The sequence below is a fragment of the Paractinoplanes hotanensis genome, assembly GCF_023717965.1.
GTDB classification, from domain to species: Bacteria; Actinomycetota; Actinomycetes; order Mycobacteriales; family Micromonosporaceae; genus Actinoplanes; species Actinoplanes polyasparticus.
In genome coordinates, this window is record NZ_JAMQOL010000053.1 from 28,226 (window position 1) to 44,217 (window position 15,992).

The window sequence follows — 15,992 nt, forward strand, 5'->3', positions numbered from 1 at the left end:
GCCATCACCCGCGCGGCGGGCCGTAGTTCCAGCCGTTGCGCTCGCCCTCGTCGGACATCTCGGTCAGGACTGTCTCGCTGGGAAGCTCGGTGTGCAGAACGTCCCGTGAGATCCGCTCGGCGGTCCGGCGGTCTACGGGCCGGCCGCGATCCTGCTCCTGATCGTCGTATAGGACGGGAGCCGCCAGGTTCGGCGCATAGATCCATTGGCGGCGCGGAACGCTCCAAAGCACAGCACGCAGCACCTGGTCGCCGGGCTGATAGGCGACGAGGCTGGTGATGGTCGATCGATCGTCGCTCCGCAAGATCGTCTTATAGCTGAAGCTTTCCGTCATTCGATCAAGCCCATCCCGTCGAGGCCGGGAACGTCGTCGAGTCCGAGGCCGTGCCGCTGAAGTTCGTTTTCGAATGATATGCCGCGGGTGCGAAGATCCTTTTTGTACTGCGCGAGTGTGCTGGATTCCGACCGTAGCCAACCGGCCAGCGTGGTCTCCTTCTCTTTCACGTCCGTGATCAAGTGAAGGTCGGTGGGTCGGTGGGCATAGATGTCGAGCCGCTTGTTGGTGGCCATAATTTCGAGGAACGCATTGACTCGTTGATAGGCTGGCTTGTGGCCCAGACGCACGGTCTCGTAGCTGTCGTGCGTCTTCGTTCCTACTTCATGTGACAGAGGCGTGGGGAACTGAACCTCGATTCGGAAGCCCTCCGGCGTTGTCAGCCAGATGTTGAGGCCATTGTGCCGCCCATGATCTGCCCAGAAGCTCGCGGCGCTGGTCCGCACATAGCCGAGTTCGCTGAGGCCCGCCAGCACCTGGGTCACCGTGCGGCCGTAGTTCTGCTCAGGCGTCTCGACCGAGAAGCGAACACGATCTTTGACGCGGCTGATGAATTCGTCAATGCCGACGTTCCCGGTCTCGAAGGCCTCCAGGAACTTTCGGCTCAGACTCTCGACCGACTTGACGCGGTGTTCTTCGCCAACCAGCCGCGCCGCGTTGTGATCAAGGGCTTGCACCACTGCGCCGAGATCTCGATACACCTGCTCAGCAACGCGGTCGGCGTCCGACATAGCAGCGCTGAGGACCGTTCGCTGATCGCGAGTCAGCGACTCGAACGCCGGCTGTTCGGACGGCTGTTCAGCGCCTTCATCGGTTCCGGTCGGGGGTGTGGTGGACCAGGCGCCGGGGCCGTGGTGGGGCAGGGGGGTGGGGTGGCCGGAGGCGTCTACTACCAGGGCTTCCAGGGAGACGAGGTTTGTGGGGGTGGGGACTCCGTGGTGGGCGTAGAGAGGGGTGTGTTCGGAGATTCGGCCGATTTGGGGATCTACGTAGAGGACGGTTCCGTTCTGGTTCAGGGCGGCCCAGGAGTGGCTACCGCCGCCCTCCAGGTCGGTGATCAGGAAGGCGTAGGAGCCGTGGCCGGTGTTCAGCAGGTGGTTGGTTAGGTTTTGTACGGCCTGGTCCATTTTGGGCTTGGCGGCGGTGGGGTCGGCGTCAGCCAGGTAGGGGCACAGGTTTTGGAAGTCGCCGCCGGTGGCCAGGCGTATGCGTTGGACGCCCTCTGTTTCGCCGCCCAGTGGGCGGTCTGGGTTGCCGTTCGCGTAGACGTCGAACGTTCTGGGGGCCGAGACTCGGGGGCGGCCGTGAATGTAGGTGTCGAAGAGGGACAGGACACCGTCTACGCAGTTCAGGCCGCGGGTCGGGTCGGCTGCGGGGCCGCCGTCGTTGGCCAGGCGGAACCAGGTGCCCTCTCGGGGGTCGGGTAGGCGCGAGACGTTTCCCTCGCGGTCTCGGGGGACGGCGTTCTCTATGTCGGTCTGGTGTACGGCCAGTGGGGGGCGCAGGCCGCCGACCGAGTTGTAGTGGCGGGTGCGGTCGATGGGTGGGCGGCCGGCGAAACCGTCTAGCGCCGAGCGGTCGCCGGTGCGTACTCCGCCGGGGGCCAGGTTGCCTACGTCCCGGTTGATCCGGATCCATTCGGGTGGATCTACCTCGACGCGTTCGGGGGCCAGGGTGCCCGAGCGAACCTGGGTGATCTGGTCCTCGATCTCGGCGACGATTTCGCTCAGTTCGCGTGCCTGGTGGCGGTCCTGGGCCTCGCGCAGGGTGAAACCGGCCCGGCCGGCCTGGTCGGCGGTTCGGCCCAGGTCGAGGATTCGGGCGCGGTTGTCCTCGGCGATCGACTCCAGGTAGGCGGCGTATTCGTCGCGCCGGTTCTGCTCGTGGGTCTGGCGGGCGTGGGCGGCGTAGCCGAAATACGCCCGCTCGTCGCGTACCTCCGGCTGCGGAGGGTTCGCCGTCGTCACGGCGTTTTCGAGCGTTCGGCGTACGGGCTGACGTGGCGCCGTCCGCGGGCCGAGCGCGTCGGCGATGCGCTCCAAATCGGAGAGTGCGCTCCGGCGCGAGCCCGGTGCCGCCGACCCGGGCGCACCACCGGGGCGAGGGCCTGGTGACGTTGCCGGGATGCCGGGGCGAGGGGCGAATGGCACTGCCGGACCGAATCCGACCGGCGAAGTGGGGGATGGTGTGTTTACGGCTGGTGCCGACGACGAGACGGGGGCGGGCGGGTCGGCGAATCCGACCGTTGCTGCCAGCAGGCCTGTGCGGTCCGATACCGGGGACTCCGAAGGCAGTGACGGCGGTGAGCTTGTCGGTTGTGCCGACAGGGATGGCGAGTCGGTGGTGGTCGGCGCCGGGGATGTGGAGACGGGCGGTGAGTCGGTGGGGGACGGCGCCGGGGATGCGGAGACGGGCGATGAGTCGGTGGGGGACGGCGACGTGGGAAGAAGCGGTGAGTCGGCCGGGGACGGCGCTGGCGGGGTGGGGGAGGGCGATGATTCGGTGGGGGACGGGGTTGGCGGCGGTGAGTCGGTGGGGCGCGGTTCCGGGGACGACGAGTCGTCGGTGGGTGCGGCGGCCGGGGTCGGGGTGGTGGGGGAGGATGTGGGGTCGAGGTTGATTGTGGCGTTCGGTGGGGAGTTGACCTGATCAGTGGCGTTGGACGCCGTCGTGGGGAGTGAGGGGGCCCCTTCTGCGTTTGTTGACGGTGAAGCGTTCGCGGGTGGGTTGTCGTTCGGGGCGCTCCGGTCGGACGGGTTGACGCCTGCCGCCGTACTTCCGAAAGCTTCACCACCGAGGGCCGGTAGCTGGGCATTGCCGATGTCGATGGATGTCGGCATTGCGTGCATTCCGCCGCCGACGGCACCGGAACTGGCGGATTTTGCTATTCCTGCGGCGTCGGGCAGTTCGCCGTAGGTTGCTGCGGCGCCGAACTCGGCCATTACCTCGCCGCCGGCGCCGCGCAGCATGCCGCCGTGACCATGCGAGCCTGCCTGGGCTCCGGTCGAGGCGACTCCTCCGGCGAAACCGGCCAGCGCGGTCCGGCCCATGTCCTCGAGGTCGAAGCCGTCGGAGCGGCCGGTCGACTGCTGGTACATCTGGATACCGCCGTTGGTGGCGATCTCCTCGCGCGCCTCGTCGAAGCCCTCGTCGAGCGCCTCGCGGCCGAGCCGTTGCAGGCCTTCGCGGCTCGTCACCTGCTTGATCGCGCGACCCGCGGTCTGCTTGAGGGCCTTCGTGCCCAGCTGCTGGACGAGGCGGCGGAAGATCTGCTGGACGGCCAGGCGGGTGGCGACGACGAGCCCGCCGGCGGCCGGTGACGCCGCGCCCAGGGTGAGCGCGACGGTGACCGCCATGCCGACGAGTTCGATGAGGAAGATGCCGATCTCGATCCAGGCTTCGATCTTGGCCGCTTCGAGGTCGGCGCCGCAGCCTTCGACGAGTTTGCCCAGCTCGTCCGATACGCGCAGTAGGTCGTGGAGCGGCGCGTCGTCGTCGCCCGCGACCATCCGCCAGGCGTCGGCGAAGCCGTCGGCGGTGACGCCTGCGCCGCCGTAGCCGGACAGGAAGCGGCCGGCGGCCGACATCGCGGCCTCGTTCGGCTCGGCCAGCGACGTGGCCAGGGCGTACCAGCGGTCGGCGACATCCCAGGTGGCGACCTCGTTGCCGGCCGGCCAGTCGAAGCCGACCACCCACTCGAGCGCCTCGTAGGCCCAGGCGGGGACGTCGAACGGGCTGAACTCGAGCGGGTGGGGGATGGGGCTGGGCAGCACGGTCATGATCGGCCCCGATACGTGGAATGGACACGCTGTGCGGCTTCGGCATCGGCGGCCAGGTTGTCGCGGACCGAGAGCGCCGCCGCGTCGCCGAGTCCGGCCAGGTAGGCCGCGAGCTGCTGCCACGCGTCGAGTACCTGCTGCTCGAACGGCCGGTAGTGCTTCTCGAACGACTGGCCGTACTCGTCGCGGCCCCACGGGACGGCCGAGCTGGCCGCTGCGATCTCGGCGCCGGCCCGGTTGCGGCGCGCGCCGAGGTCCTCGCCGGCCGCGCTCAGGGCGCTTGATCCGGCGAGGGCCTCCTCGGCGTCGAGCCGCAGCCGGGCGTCACTCATCGCGGCCGGCCAGGTCCTGGACGATCTCGTCGGACCGTCCGAGCAGCGAACCGAAGTTGTGGTCGCGCAGATAGCGAAGGGCGCCGGAATCGGGCGGGAGATAGTCGGCCATCAAAGTCTGAACGCGCTCCGCGGCACGCTCGGCAGCAGTGTGGACGGTGGTGACGATCGTCCGGGAGACGTATTCGTTGTCCATGTTCCGGGTGGCCCGGCGGATGAGCCGCAAATCGATCAACTCGCCGCGCGGGCCGACCGTGACGCGGACGAGTCCGTCATTCGAGACGACGGTGACGCGGACGTCGTCGAGGCGCTGCTGCAGACCGTCCAGATCGGACCGCAGACGCGCATACCGCTCGTGCACTTCCGCGAGCCGGTCGCGCAGTTCCCGATTCGCGTCGCGATTTGCCGTAACAGCCACCGGGTCACACCCCTCGTCCGTGTCGGGACTTTGCGTGTTCGGTTAACTTCAATCTGCGAACGTCGCCACGGGCGATCGGGTTCAGGGCTTCGAGAGGAGGCGCGGTGATCACACGAGCGGAGGCCGAGGCGATCGCGGCGCGCTGGGCGCGCAACGAATCCGAGCAGCGTGGGTACGGGTGTGAGCCGATGCTCAGCGAGTTCGACCTCGGTTACGTGATCTGGACGCGGCAGCCGACGTCCGTGCGTTCCGTGCCCGGAGACGGCGCACGCACGGTGATCGATCGGGAGACGGGAGTGCTCTCCACCTGGCCCGGGGTGCCGCCCGAGGAGATCGCCGCCATCTATCGCGACCGCCGTCCGAGCCCGCCGGGAACGGTGGATCCGGTTGTCGCGCTGCACCGGCTGACGCGTCGCCGGCCCACTCCGACGACGGCCGCGCATCTGACCGTGGGTGAGCGGCTGTTCCGCGCTCAGGGCGCGAAGGGTGACCAGCGGATCAGTCACCATCCGTTGGTGGTGGACAGGCTCGACAGGCTGGGTGCGGAAAGTCAGGTGCGCGGCGTCGAGCGGCACGCCGAGTTGATCGCCCTCTCCGACGCTTTGCATGAGGCCACCCGCGCCCGTGGTCGCGAGTTCGCGCTCGACGACGCGAGGGCCTGGCTGACCGGTGCCACTTTCGCTGCTTTTCTCGTACGCGACCAGGGCGATCCCGTCGGCGGGCAGGAGCACCGCCCGTGCGAGACGTGCATCAGCGTGCTCGTCGACCTGGCGGTGCTGCCGTGGTCGGACAGGGCGTTCGCGAGCGAGTGGCGGCACGGCTCCGACCGGGTCCCGGTGGCCGGGCGCTTCCCCCACGAGGTGGCGCGCACACTGGCCGGCGGCGGGTGGATCGGGGCCGGCACGGGCTCACAGGGCGCGGACGCTGTCGATCGGGCGGTCGAGGCCTCCGGCGGGCGGCTGAGCCCGTTCGAGGCGGCCCGGGCGGCGGTGGCGGACTTCCCCGGAGTGCGCTGTGCGCGGCGGGGGCCCGGGCTGCGGCGGGCGATCCGGCTGTTGCGGCTCGATCCTGTGCCGGGGGCTCACTCGGCGGCTGCGCTGGCCGAGTTCGCCGAGCTCACGGGCGTGCCACTCTTCCCGATCGGGATCGAGGGCGGCGACGCGGTGGTAACGATCGACGAGCTGGGGCGGGTGTTCGTGTTCGACCAGGGCGGCGAGTGGTTCGTCGGCAGCACGCTCGACGAGGCGCTGACCGGCCTGCTCACCGGCGACGGGCCGGCGCGGCGGGTGCGCGACGACGGCACGTGGTGAGCACAGGCTGACCCCGCCGCCGGCCCCGGACGGGACCGGCGGGCGATGGCCGGCGCGACCTCAGTCGAAGAGGTTGTGCAGGAAGCTCTTGCGGCGCTGGTAGTGACCGTGGTGCCCACGCCGGTAGTGGCCGTGGTGGCCGTAGGCGGGGGCGTGACCCGGAACCGGCGCCGGCGGGTAACCGTGCGTCGGCTGGCCGTAGCCCGGCGGCGGAGGCGGCGGGGCGTAACCACCCGGCTGCGGCTGGCCGTAACCCGGCGACGGCGGAGCGGCGGCCGGCCGCGGCGGGGCGGACTGCGGCGGAGCCTGGCGAGTGTTGAAATTCGACTCGGCCTCGAACAGCTTCTCGAGCTCACCACGGTCGAGGAAGATCCCTCGGCACTCGGTGCACTGGTCGACCGTGACGCCGCTGCGCTCGTACACTCGCATCTCGCCGTGACACTTCGGACAGGTCATCTGCATCTCACAGACGGTACAAGGCTGTGTCATCCAACGGGCCACTTGTGGCTGTGTGGTTCCTGTGTGCGGGGCGCAGGGCGGCGGCCCAGACCAGGAAAGCGATCGGATAGAGCAGGTAACCGAAGCGGGTCGTCGGCATGAGCAGAATCGCCGCCAGCAGGCCCCAACCACAGATCAACGACGCGGTGGCGACGGCGCGCGGGGGCCACCAGAGCATCCGTACGGTGATGACGACCGCCACCGCGGCCAGCAACCCCAGGGTGAGATAGCGGCCGTTGGGCACGTTCTGTGCGATCAGGTAGCCGGGGAACGGGGACTGCGCGGGGCTGGTGACGAGTCCGTGCCCGAGCGGGAAGCGGATCACGTTCTCGAGGAAGCCGTCCTGGCTGACCTGGAACGGCGGGACCAGCACGAGAATCGGCAGACCGATCGCGCCCGGCAGCAGCCGGCTGCCCCGGGCGACGGCCATGGCGAGGACGGCCAGGACGGCGACCACCGGCAACGCGAGGAGTTTGCAGGCGGCGGCCGCGCCGACGGCGACGCCGGCCCAGCCATAACGGTCGGTGGCCGCGAGTGCCAGCGCCAGCAAGCACAAGGCGAGCACGGGGATGTCGTCGCCGCCGGTGGCCAGGGTGAGCGCGCAGATCGGCAGGACGGTCACCGCCTGCAGCGCGCGGACGGTCGGGAACGACCGGGCGGACCGCAGCAGCAGGACGGCGGCGATCAGGATCAGGGCGGTGGACAGGGCGAACCAGATGCGGGCGTCGGTCCACCAGACATCGCCGAAGAGGGCCCGCGGAAGGCCGAAGACGGACATTCCCGGCTGGTACGGGCTGTAGCCCATCAGTCGTCCGGAGTCGGGCAGGGCGGCGATCGTCTCGCGCGAGAGGTACGGGGTGCCGGTGTTGAGCAGGCGCTCGCCCATGTGCTCGACGACCATCACCTCTTCCTGGGCACGGTCGGTGCGGCCGTCGGCCCGCTGGATCGCCTGGACGACCACGGGGACCAGGGCGGCCGCGGCCCAGACGATCCAGGTGACGGTGGCCCGGCTTCCGTTGCCGAACAGCGCAGCCAGGCGGCTGGCGGCGCGACGGCGGGTCAGCAGGTGGCCGGTGAGCTGGAGGGCGGCCACGACGAACGCTCCGGCGTAGGCCCAGACCGCGATGGCACCCCACGCACGGTGGGGCAGCAGGGTCGAGTTCAGCGCCGTGATCAGAGCGAATCCGGCCGACAGGGCGTAGAGGGCGAGGTCGACGGCGTAGCCGCCCGCGGCCTGGTCGACGTGGGCGAAGAACCGGCCGAGACGGCCGGCCGGGGCCGGTTCGACGACGAGTCGCGGGGGCTTTTTGTCGGCCTGGCGCTTGGCGGGCCGTCCGGACTCGCCCGTCTCGCCCGTCTCGCCCGTCTCGCCGGGCTCGGCCGGAGATTCTTCGGCCGGCGCCGCATCTGCTGCGGCGTCAGGGGCAGCAGCGGCGAGCAGGACTTCGGAAGTCTCGGCTGGGGCTGCCGCCGGATCGGTTGCTGTGTCTGGCTTGCTCGATGCGGACGGGCTGGGCTCGCCAGGCTCGGAGGGCTCTCCGGTCGACGTGGGCGCAGAGGATTTGTCGGGCTTCGAGGGCTTCGCCGACTCAGGTGCCGCACTCGACTCGGGTGTTGTAGCCGGCTCGGGTGCTGCGTTGGGCTTGGGTGCTGTGGTCGGGTCGGGCGCTGTTTTCGATCCGAGTGCCGGGGGTGCCGGGGGTGCTGGAGGTGCGGCGGGCGGCGCGGCCGCGGCAGGTGCTGGGAGTGGCGTGGGCCCGGCGGGTGCTGGGGGTGCGGCGGGCGGCGCTGTTGCGGCGGGCGCTGGGGGTGCGGCGGGTGACTTGTCGGGCTCGCTCGGTGCGGGGGCGGCGGCTTTGGTATCGATCCGGGAGGTCTTGGCGGGCTTGGCCCCGTTGGTGGTGAGCGGCTTGTCGCTGATGACGACGTACATGCCGATCTGTGCACCAGCGCTCGGCGTCTTCACGGGCGGTGCGGGATCCGGCTGACTCGCCTTCTCGGCGTCGGCGCCGTCCTCGTCGGGCGCCGCGACCGGCGCATCGCCATCAGGGGCCGGCGATTCGGCGTCGGCCGGCGTGGGCACTTCGTCCTTTGTGGCCGGCTTGTCGGGGGTGCGGTCTTCCGGCGTACGCGGGGAAGGATCTGGCGAATCGTCGGCTGAGCTGGGGCCCTCGGGGGTGGAGGCAGGCCCGTCAGCTGCTGATTTGCTCGCCGTCTGCCCTGGTTCAGTCACGCGGGCAAGTGTGGCAGAGCGGATCGGCCCGACCCGCCGGACCGTCGCCGCGACATGCGGACGACTGCGCCACCATCGTGCAATGACGACGCGAGCGCCCCGGGCCGTCCGGCCGTTCCGCGCTGCAACGTCGCCAGCAGGCGTGCCGCCGACATCGGCCGGGCGAACAGATGGCCCTGGCCGGCCTCGCAGCCCAGGCTCCACAGCGCGTGCCGCTGCGGCTCGCTCTCGACGCCCTCGGCGATCACCGTGAGGTGCAGGCTGCGGGCCAGGTCGACCGTCGAACGGATCACCGCGGCGGCCTCGGACGACGTCTGCACGTTGCCGACGAACTCGCGGTCGATCTTCAACTGGTGGACGGGGATGTGGGACAGCACGGACAGCGGCGTGACCCCGGTGCCGAAGTCGTCCAGAGCCAGCCGTACGCCCGCCTCGCTCAGTTCGTTGAGTGCGCGCCCCACCACGTCGAGCTGGCTCAGGGTCAGTGTCTCGGCGAGCTCGAAGATCAACCGGTCGGCCGGGACGGCGTGCCGGCTCAGGCGGGCCAGCACCGTCTCGGGGAAGCTGGGGTCGAGCAGGCTGCGTGGCGACACGTTGACCGCGACGGGCAGATCGAAACCGGCCTCGCGCCACAGGTCGGAGGCGGCGAGCGCCTGGTCGAGCACCGCGTCGGCGAACGCCGGCAGCCGGCCGGAACGCTCCACCGTCTGCAGGAACTCCATCGGCGTGAGGTAGCCGTGCTCGGGGTGGTGCCACCGGGCCAGCGCCTCGGCCGCGGTCACCTCGCCGCTGCCCAGGTCGACGATGGGCTGGAAGTCGACCACGAACTCGTGTTCGGCCACCGCGCGCTGCAGCTCGCCGCCGAGCACCAGGCGGCTGACGTCGGCCGTGTCCTGCGCGTGGGCATAGGTGGTGGTCGGCAGGCCGGCTCGTTTGGCCTGGTACATGGCGATGTCGGCCCGTCGCATGAGCTCGTTGACGCCGCCGCTGCCGGGCGCGAGGGCGATGCCGCCCGCGGCCTCGACGGTGATCTGCATGCCTTCCACGGTCACGCTCTGGTCGAGGGTGGCGAGCATCGTCTTGGCGCGGTGGGCGGCCAGGGCGGGCGTGGGCAGGTTGGTGAGCAGCACCGCGAACTCGTCGCCGCCGAGCCGCGCCACCAGGTCGCCCGGCGCCGCCGCGTCGGCCAGCCGCCGGGCCACCTCGCGCAGCACGGCGTCACCGGCGGCGTGCCCGAGGGTGTCGTTGACCTCTTTGAAGTGGTTGAGGTCGATCAGGAGCAGCGCGGCCACCCCGTCCCCGAGGCGGCCCTGGAAGTGCTGGCCGGCCTGGTCGTAGAGCTGGCGGCGGTTGGCCAGACCGGTCAGCGGGTCGTGGGCCGCGTCGTAGGCGTTCTGCTCGTTGAGCCGGTGCAGCTCGGCGTACGCCGTGGCGTTGCGGATGGCCGTGCAGAGCGCCGCGGCGAAGGTCTTCAGCTTGTACTGCTCGAACTCGTTGAGCTTGACCCGCCCGTGGAAGCCGAGGGTGAGCAGGCCGGCGCGGTAGGTGTGGTCGCTGGTCTCGAGGTCGGCGGTGATCTCGGTGACGTAGGCGTCGCGGCCCGGGCGGGGGCCGTCGTGGACCACGTCGCTGCCGCGCGCCCGGACCACCCGGTCGACCCCGCTCACGGTCAGGTCGATCTCGACCTCGTCGGACGAGAAGACGCGGGCCCCCTGGGTCGCCGCCACGTGCAGCACCTGGGTGAGCTCGACCGAGTTGAGCTCGTCGGTCGTCTTGGCCAGCTCACGCCAGGAGCGCCGCTCCTCCTTGGTGCGCAGCTGCCGCGAGTGCCACAGGTGCAGGCAGGCGATCAGCAGGGGGACGAAGCCGAGCAGCAGCGGGCTGGCCTCGGTGGCGAGGATCGCGATGACGTAGACGGCCGTGGCGAGCCGGAACACGTGCGCGATCAGGCGGTCGCCCAGATACCGCCCCAGCATCTTGCGGATGGTCGAGCGCGAGGCGACCGCGATGACCGGCAGGAAGACGAGTTCGTCGACGAGCGACATGGTCACGTACGCCACCACGACGGCGACGCCCGCCGTGACCAGCGAGTGGGGCATCGGCGGGGCGCCGGCCAGGGTCAGGACCAGGCTGGCCGCGCTGACGACCAGCACCTCCTTGGCCAGCGAGAAGATCGCGCGCTGGGGCGCCGACCGTCCCATGATCTTGACGATGGCGATGCCGGCCACGGAGCAGAGCACGACCCACGCGTGCGGCAGGAAGGCCAGCCCGACCAGGATCGGGATCTCGCCCCAGGTGGTGCCGTTGCGGCTGGACCGCACGCGCACATAGACCTTGACCCGGTTGGCCAGGGCGGCGCCGATCACCACCAGCGCGAGAAGTCCGATGTGGGGAATCGGCTGAGGGTGGGTAACCGCGTACCAGAGGTCGACGGCCGCGACGCCCGACGCCAGAACGACGACGAGACCGATGAGCAGCGAAAGCTGCCGACCGGTCACGTCGTCGTTGGAGCTTGGGGCCTTACGCAAAGAAGGGGTCCAGTCGCTGAGCGCATCGGAAACGGGTCCGGGCTCCAGCGTAAGCATGGGCGCGCGTTCGCGCACCAGTCTCAATCCCAGTCGTTGATGTTCATTGTTCTTCTCCTCGCGGTATGGGCCGTGGGTGGCCCGGAGACTTCCGGTGATTCAAGAGCGTGTCCGTCGCGACGAGAGGAACAATATGCAATGAGAAGCGATGTTGATACCGATTCATGTCGTATTGCGCAGAAAATGATAACACGAGATGATTTGACTACACGGCGTCCGCGGTATACGACTCTTAGCTACTTGAGTCGACGTTTTGGGTGCAGTGTCCATATCGCGGAGCGTGCCGTTTGCCTGACGCTCCGGATTGTCAATGGTCGTGTGAAGGTTCCCCGTTTCCCAGCCCCGCCATATGGTCGCTGACCTGCGCATAGATCGCCAACATTTGGCGGAAACGAATCGTGAGGGGAGGGCCACTATTGCGCGATCGCGTATCCCGGGAGTTGTTTCTATAAACTCCCGGTATGCCCGACGAATCCCTGCTGACTCACGTGGACGAGGCCGGCGCCGCGCGCATGGTCGACGTCTCCGCCAAGGCGATCAGCGTCCGCCGTGCCATCGCCGCCGGGCGAGTGGTGACCACTCCCGACGTGATCGCCCTATTGCGCGGTGACGGACTCCCGAAAGGTGATGCGCTCGCCGTGGCCCGGCTCGCGGGGATCATGGGCGCGAAGCGGACGCCCGATCTGATTCCGTTGTGTCATCCGATCGGGTTGCACGGCGTCGTTGTCGATCTGGAGCTGACGGCCGGCACGATCGAGATCATCGCCACCACCAAGACCGCCGACCGGACGGGCGTCGAGATGGAGGCGCTCACCGCGGTGGCCACGGCCGGGCTGACGATGATCGACATGATCAAGGCAGTCGACCCGGCGGCCAGCATCGAGTCGGTGCGGGTGCTGCGCAAAGAGGGCGGGAAGACCGGCGACTGGGTACGCCCGGAGGACCGGCCGTGACGATGTCCGCACGCGTGATCGTGGCCAGTAACCGGGCCGCCGCCGGGGTCTATGCCGACACGAGCGGCCCGCGCCTGGTCGCCGGCCTGCGCGAGCTGGGCTGCACGGTGGGCGAGCCGGTGGTCGTGCCGGACGGCGAGCCGGTGGCCGACGCGTTGCGCCTGGCCCTGGCCGACGGCGTCGACGTCGTGCTGACCAGCGGCGGCACCGGCGTCACTCCGACCGACCGCACCCCCGAGGCGACCCGCGGCCTGCTCGACTTCGAGATCCCCGGCATCGCCGAGGCGATCCGGGCCCACAGCCGCGACAAGGTGCCCGCGGCGGCCCTTTCCCGAGGGCTGGCCGGCGTCGCCGGGCGCACCTTGATCGTCAATCTGCCCGGTTCGACCGGCGGGGCCAAGGACGGCCTCGCCGTCCTCGGGCCGTTGCTCAGACACACCGTCGACCAGATCCACGGCGGCGATCACCCTTCGCCGGGCGCGGCTGGATAGGCTCGACCGGTGAGCGGCGACGGCACCACCTCGGTCGACTGGGAAAAGGCCCGCGAGCTGGCGTACGCGGCGGGGCGCGCGGCGGCCGGCCCGGCCGAACCGGTCGCGCTGCCCGACGCCGACGGCCGCACGCTGGCCGAGCCGCTGCGCGCCCTCACCGACCTGCCGGCGTTCCCCACCTCGAGCATCGACGGCTGGGCCGTGCGCGGTCCGCAGCCGTGGCGGCCGGTCGGCCGGGTGCTGGCCGGCGGCGTGGCGGCGCCGCTGACCGAGGACGGCACCTGCGTCGAGATCGCCACCGGCGCCATGGTCCCGGCCGGGGCCGAGGCTCTGGTCCGGATCGAGGCGTCCACTCGCGACGGTGACGGCCGGGTGAGCGGCGAGCCGCGCGTCGGCCCCGTCCCCGAGTGGCGGCTGCCGGGCGAAGAGGCGAGCAAGGGCGAACAGCTGCTGCCGGCCGGCGCGGCGATCGACCCGGCGGTGATCGGCGTCGCCGCCACCTGCGGCTACGAGTCGCTCAACGTCTACCGCCGGCCGCGGGCGGGGTTGCTGGTCTTCGGCGACGAACTGCTCACCGGCGGCACCCCGGGCGCCGGCCGGGTGCGCGACTCGCTCGGCCCGCAGGTGCCCGGCTGGCTGCGGCGCTACGGCGCGACCGTCGAACCGGCGGCGGTCGCCGGCCCGGTGCAGGACACTCTCGAGGCCCACCTCGCAGCGGTTCGCGATGCTCTGACGGGAGCCGATCTGGTCTGCACCACCGGCGGCACGATGCACGGACCGGTCGACCACCTGCATCCCGCCCTCGCCGAACTCGGCGCCGAATACATCGTCAACACCGTGGCGGTCCGGCCCGGTTTCCCGATGCTGCTGGCCCGGGTGCCCGGCCCCGACGGTCGGCCACGTTTCCTGGCCGGACTGCCCGGCAACCCGCAGTCCGCCGTCATCGCGCTGATCACGCTGGTCGCTCCGCTGCTGGCCGGTCTGCACGGCCGCCCGGCCCCGGCCCTGCCGACGGTCGAGGTGGCGGCCAAGGTGCGCGGGCGCGGTGGCGACACACACCTCGCGCTGGCCCGGCTCGGCCACGATGGACGGTCGGCCACCCCGGTCGGCCACGTCGGCTCGGCGATGCTGCGTGGCCTGTCGAACGCGCACGGCTTCGTCGTCGTCCGCCCGGGTACCGAAGCCGCGCCCGGCGACCTCGTCCCGTTCCTGCCCCTCCCACTCGTCACCGGGGAGCGCCCGTGATCGGCACTGCATTCGTCACCGGGGAGCGCCCGTGATCGCCATCGCCGAGGTTCTCGACACCCCGCTCGACCTGGCCGCCCATGAGAAGGCGGTGGCCGACCCGCGGGCCGGGGCCGTCGTGTCGTTCCAGGGCGTGGTCCGCGACCACGACGACGGCCGCGGCGTGACCCTGCTCGAGTACGAGGGCCATCCGAGCGCCGCCGCCGTGCTGCGCGAGGTCGCCGCTGAGATCGCCGCTGACCCCGACGTCTACGCCGTGGCCGTCTCGCACCGGGTGGGCACGCTGGCGATCGGAGACGTCGCCCTGGTCGCCTCGGTCAGCACGGCCCACCGGGCGGCGGCGTTCGCGGCCTGTGCCCGGCTGGTCGACGAGGCCAAGGCGCGGCTGCCGATCTGGAAGCGGCAGGTGTTCGCGGACGGCACCGAGGAATGGGTCAACTGCCCCTAGGCCCAGGGATCGCCGGCACCCGGGCCGGCACGGCCGGACGGCGCACGGGCAGGCGGGCCGGCACGACCGCGGGCCGCCACGGCAGCGCGTTCATCAGGACGATCACGGTGAAGGCGTACGCGTTCCAGCCGGCCGTCCATCCCGCAGGCAGCAGCACGAGCAGGTAGGCGATGAATGCCCCCGCGGCGTAGCCGGACCCGGTGAAGCGTTGCGGCCGGGGCCGTTGCCCGACCCGGATCCGAGCCGCCGCGTCGAGCAGGATCAGCACCGCCGGCAGCAGCCAGACCAGCTCGTGGCTCGTGGTCACCGGGGCGATCGCCGCCCCGGTCAGCCCGACCAGGGTGAACGCCGCGATCTCGTCCCCGTCGGCGTGCGCCGCCCGGGCCCGGATGAGACCGACCGCGAGCAGCAGCGCGGCGAACGAGAGCCAGACCAGCACCGGAGTGCTGGCCGATTCGTAGAGGCGGGCGAGCAGGCCGGCGAGCGACTGGTTGGCCGGGTCGCCGATCGCCCCGGCGTGGTCGATCGGCTGGAGCAGCCCGCCCGGTTCGACCAGCAGACCGCCGAGCGTGAGCGTCGTCGCCGTCCCGATAGCGATCATCGCCGGCCGCCACCGCCGGATGACGAGCAGGTAGAGGATGAACACGGCCGGACCGCCGGCCAGGGCAGTCGCGAGGCCGATGCCGGCGCCGCCCCAGGTCCCGGTCGACCAGCAGCGCCGCAGCCCGTCGAAGCGGCCGCGCGGCGGACGGGAGGCAGCCGGGCCGGGCCACCAGGCAGCCCGCCGCCGGGCCCAGGCCGCGCGCCGCAGCGCCACCACGTCGGCGACGATCAGGCCGAAGACCACCACGTCGAGGTGGCCCAGGCCGATCGACGCGCGGACGGGCTCGGCCAGCAGGGCCAGTGCGGCCGCCACGAGCGCGGCCGGGCCTCGTCGGCGCCCGTAGCGGCGGGCCACCGGGCCGGCCAGGGCGAAAGCGGCCAGTACGAGGGCGGTGAGACCGGCCAGGGCGAGCAGCCAGGCCGCAGTGGCGAGCGGCAGAGCGGACAGCGGGGTCAGTAGGGCGGCGGCGACCGGGGGTAGCTCGGACGGCCCAGCCGCGACCGCCTGACCTCCGTACGCCTGAAGGAACCAGCCGACCGCCCAGAGCGCCGCCAGGCACCCGAGCCCCACCGCAGCGGACCTGTAATTCCGTACGTACTGCCCCCACGCCGGCATGGCGCGACCCCCGTCGCTCTCGTCCTCCGGGCACGGCGGAGCCATGCCAGCCACGAAGCCGGAGAGCGGCGTCATGGCGGGGCCGGGCCGCAGCCGAGCGAAGCGAGCCTAGGCGCAGGCGGCGTGTGGCGAGGCCCCTCGTCCGCT

Annotated in this window: 13 protein-coding genes; 5 read left to right on the forward strand and 8 right to left on the reverse strand. The window is 71.1% G+C overall.

All coding sequences use genetic code 11. The features are described from left to right. Positions 1 to 4: 4 nt before the first annotated feature. The 4 genes from LXN57_RS35790 to LXN57_RS35805 are packed head-to-tail and all read right to left on the reverse strand — an operon-like array spanning position 5 to position 4,863. Positions 5 to 304 carry a hypothetical protein gene (locus LXN57_RS35790; RefSeq protein WP_251802654.1) on the reverse strand — a complete coding sequence of 100 codons (300 nt, stop codon included), beginning with the start codon at positions 302 to 304 and terminating at the stop codon, positions 5 to 7. Positions 305 to 330: 26 nt separating this feature from the next. Then, positions 331 to 4,113: a toxin glutamine deamidase domain-containing protein gene (locus LXN57_RS35795; RefSeq protein ID WP_444875222.1), complete on the reverse strand. Its 3,783-nt coding sequence runs from the start codon at positions 4,111 to 4,113 to the stop codon at positions 331 to 333. Next, entirely contained in the window at positions 4,110 to 4,445 is a 336-nt protein-coding gene (locus LXN57_RS35800; protein WP_221380570.1) for a hypothetical protein, read from the reverse strand. The genes LXN57_RS35795 and LXN57_RS35800 overlap by 4 nt, the downstream gene beginning before the upstream one ends. Further along, positions 4,438 to 4,863: a YbaB/EbfC family nucleoid-associated protein gene (locus LXN57_RS35805; protein ID WP_251802656.1), complete on the reverse strand. Its 426-nt coding sequence runs from the start codon at positions 4,861 to 4,863 to the stop codon at positions 4,438 to 4,440. Before LXN57_RS35805 ends, LXN57_RS35800 begins: the two co-directional genes overlap by 8 nt. A 104-nt stretch (positions 4,864 to 4,967) precedes the next feature. On the opposite strand from LXN57_RS35805, the gene LXN57_RS35810 reads away from it, so the two are divergent. Then, complete coding sequence (locus LXN57_RS35810) at positions 4,968 to 6,173, forward strand: SUKH-3 domain-containing protein (protein ID WP_251802657.1); 1,206 nt, start codon at positions 4,968 to 4,970, stop codon at positions 6,171 to 6,173. 60 nt (positions 6,174 to 6,233) lie between these two features. Here LXN57_RS35810 and LXN57_RS35815 read toward each other — a convergent pair whose 3' ends face one another. The 3 genes from LXN57_RS35815 to LXN57_RS35825 all read right to left on the reverse strand — a co-directional run bounded on the left by LXN57_RS35815 (position 6,234) and on the right by LXN57_RS35825 (position 11,489). Continuing rightward, positions 6,234 to 6,635, reverse strand: a complete 402-nt coding sequence (locus tag LXN57_RS35815) for a TFIIB-type zinc ribbon-containing protein (RefSeq protein ID WP_438872953.1) — start codon at positions 6,633 to 6,635, stop codon at positions 6,234 to 6,236. A gap of 1 nt (position 6,636) precedes the next feature. Further along, entirely contained in the window at positions 6,637 to 7,866 is a 1,230-nt protein-coding gene (locus LXN57_RS35820) for a glycosyltransferase 87 family protein (RefSeq protein WP_251802758.1), read from the reverse strand. Between the two features lie 1,034 nt (positions 7,867 to 8,900). After that, positions 8,901 to 11,489, reverse strand: coding sequence for a putative bifunctional diguanylate cyclase/phosphodiesterase (locus tag LXN57_RS35825; RefSeq protein WP_438872954.1), 2,589 nt, complete (start codon positions 11,487 to 11,489; stop codon positions 8,901 to 8,903). 461 nt (positions 11,490 to 11,950) lie between these two features. Between LXN57_RS35825 and moaC the strand changes: the two genes are divergently transcribed. From moaC to LXN57_RS35845, 4 genes are read left to right on the forward strand one after another with little or no spacing between them, the layout of a single operon-like run. Continuing rightward, the gene (gene moaC / locus LXN57_RS35830; RefSeq protein ID WP_251802659.1) at positions 11,951 to 12,442 is read left to right on the forward strand and encodes a cyclic pyranopterin monophosphate synthase MoaC; all 492 of its coding nucleotides are present in this window, start codon (positions 11,951 to 11,953) and stop codon (positions 12,440 to 12,442) included. Positions 12,443 to 12,444: 2 nt separating this feature from the next. Continuing rightward, a complete protein-coding gene (locus tag LXN57_RS35835; protein WP_251802759.1) occupies positions 12,445 to 12,933 on the forward strand; it encodes a MogA/MoaB family molybdenum cofactor biosynthesis protein in 489 nt (162 codons plus the stop codon). A 9-nt stretch (positions 12,934 to 12,942) separates the two neighbouring features. Beyond that, positions 12,943 to 14,178 carry a molybdopterin molybdotransferase MoeA gene (locus tag LXN57_RS35840; RefSeq protein WP_251802660.1) on the forward strand — a complete coding sequence of 412 codons (1,236 nt, stop codon included), beginning with the start codon at positions 12,943 to 12,945 and terminating at the stop codon, positions 14,176 to 14,178. 31 nt (positions 14,179 to 14,209) lie between these two features. After that, positions 14,210 to 14,626 carry a molybdenum cofactor biosynthesis protein MoaE gene (locus LXN57_RS35845; RefSeq protein ID WP_251802661.1) on the forward strand — a complete coding sequence of 139 codons (417 nt, stop codon included), beginning with the start codon at positions 14,210 to 14,212 and terminating at the stop codon, positions 14,624 to 14,626. Here LXN57_RS35845 and LXN57_RS35850 read toward each other — a convergent pair. Then, positions 14,613 to 15,800, reverse strand: a complete 1,188-nt coding sequence (locus tag LXN57_RS35850) for a glycosyltransferase 87 family protein (protein WP_251802662.1) — start codon at positions 15,798 to 15,800, stop codon at positions 14,613 to 14,615. The genes LXN57_RS35845 and LXN57_RS35850 overlap by 14 nt on opposite strands. Positions 15,801 to 15,992: the final 192 nt, after the last annotated feature.

Excerpts from the sequence above, each read along its gene's own strand:
- LXN57_RS35815 (WP_438872953.1), bottom strand. The coding sequence starts at position 6,635 with ATGCAGATGACCTGTCCGAAGTGTCACGGCGAGATGCGAGTGTACGAG.
- LXN57_RS35800 (WP_221380570.1), bottom strand. The coding sequence starts at position 4,445 with ATGAGTGACGCCCGGCTGCGGCTCGACGCCGAGGAGGCCCTCGCCGGA.
- LXN57_RS35795 (WP_444875222.1), bottom strand. The coding sequence starts at position 4,113 with ATGACCGTGCTGCCCAGCCCCATCCCCCACCCGCTCGAGTTCAGCCCG.
- moaC (WP_251802659.1), top strand. The coding sequence starts at position 11,951 with ATGCCCGACGAATCCCTGCTGACTCACGTGGACGAGGCCGGCGCCGCG.
- LXN57_RS35825 (WP_438872954.1), bottom strand. The coding sequence starts at position 11,489 with ATGCTTACGCTGGAGCCCGGACCCGTTTCCGATGCGCTCAGCGACTGG.
- LXN57_RS35835 (WP_251802759.1), top strand. The coding sequence starts at position 12,445 with ATGTCCGCACGCGTGATCGTGGCCAGTAACCGGGCCGCCGCCGGGGTC.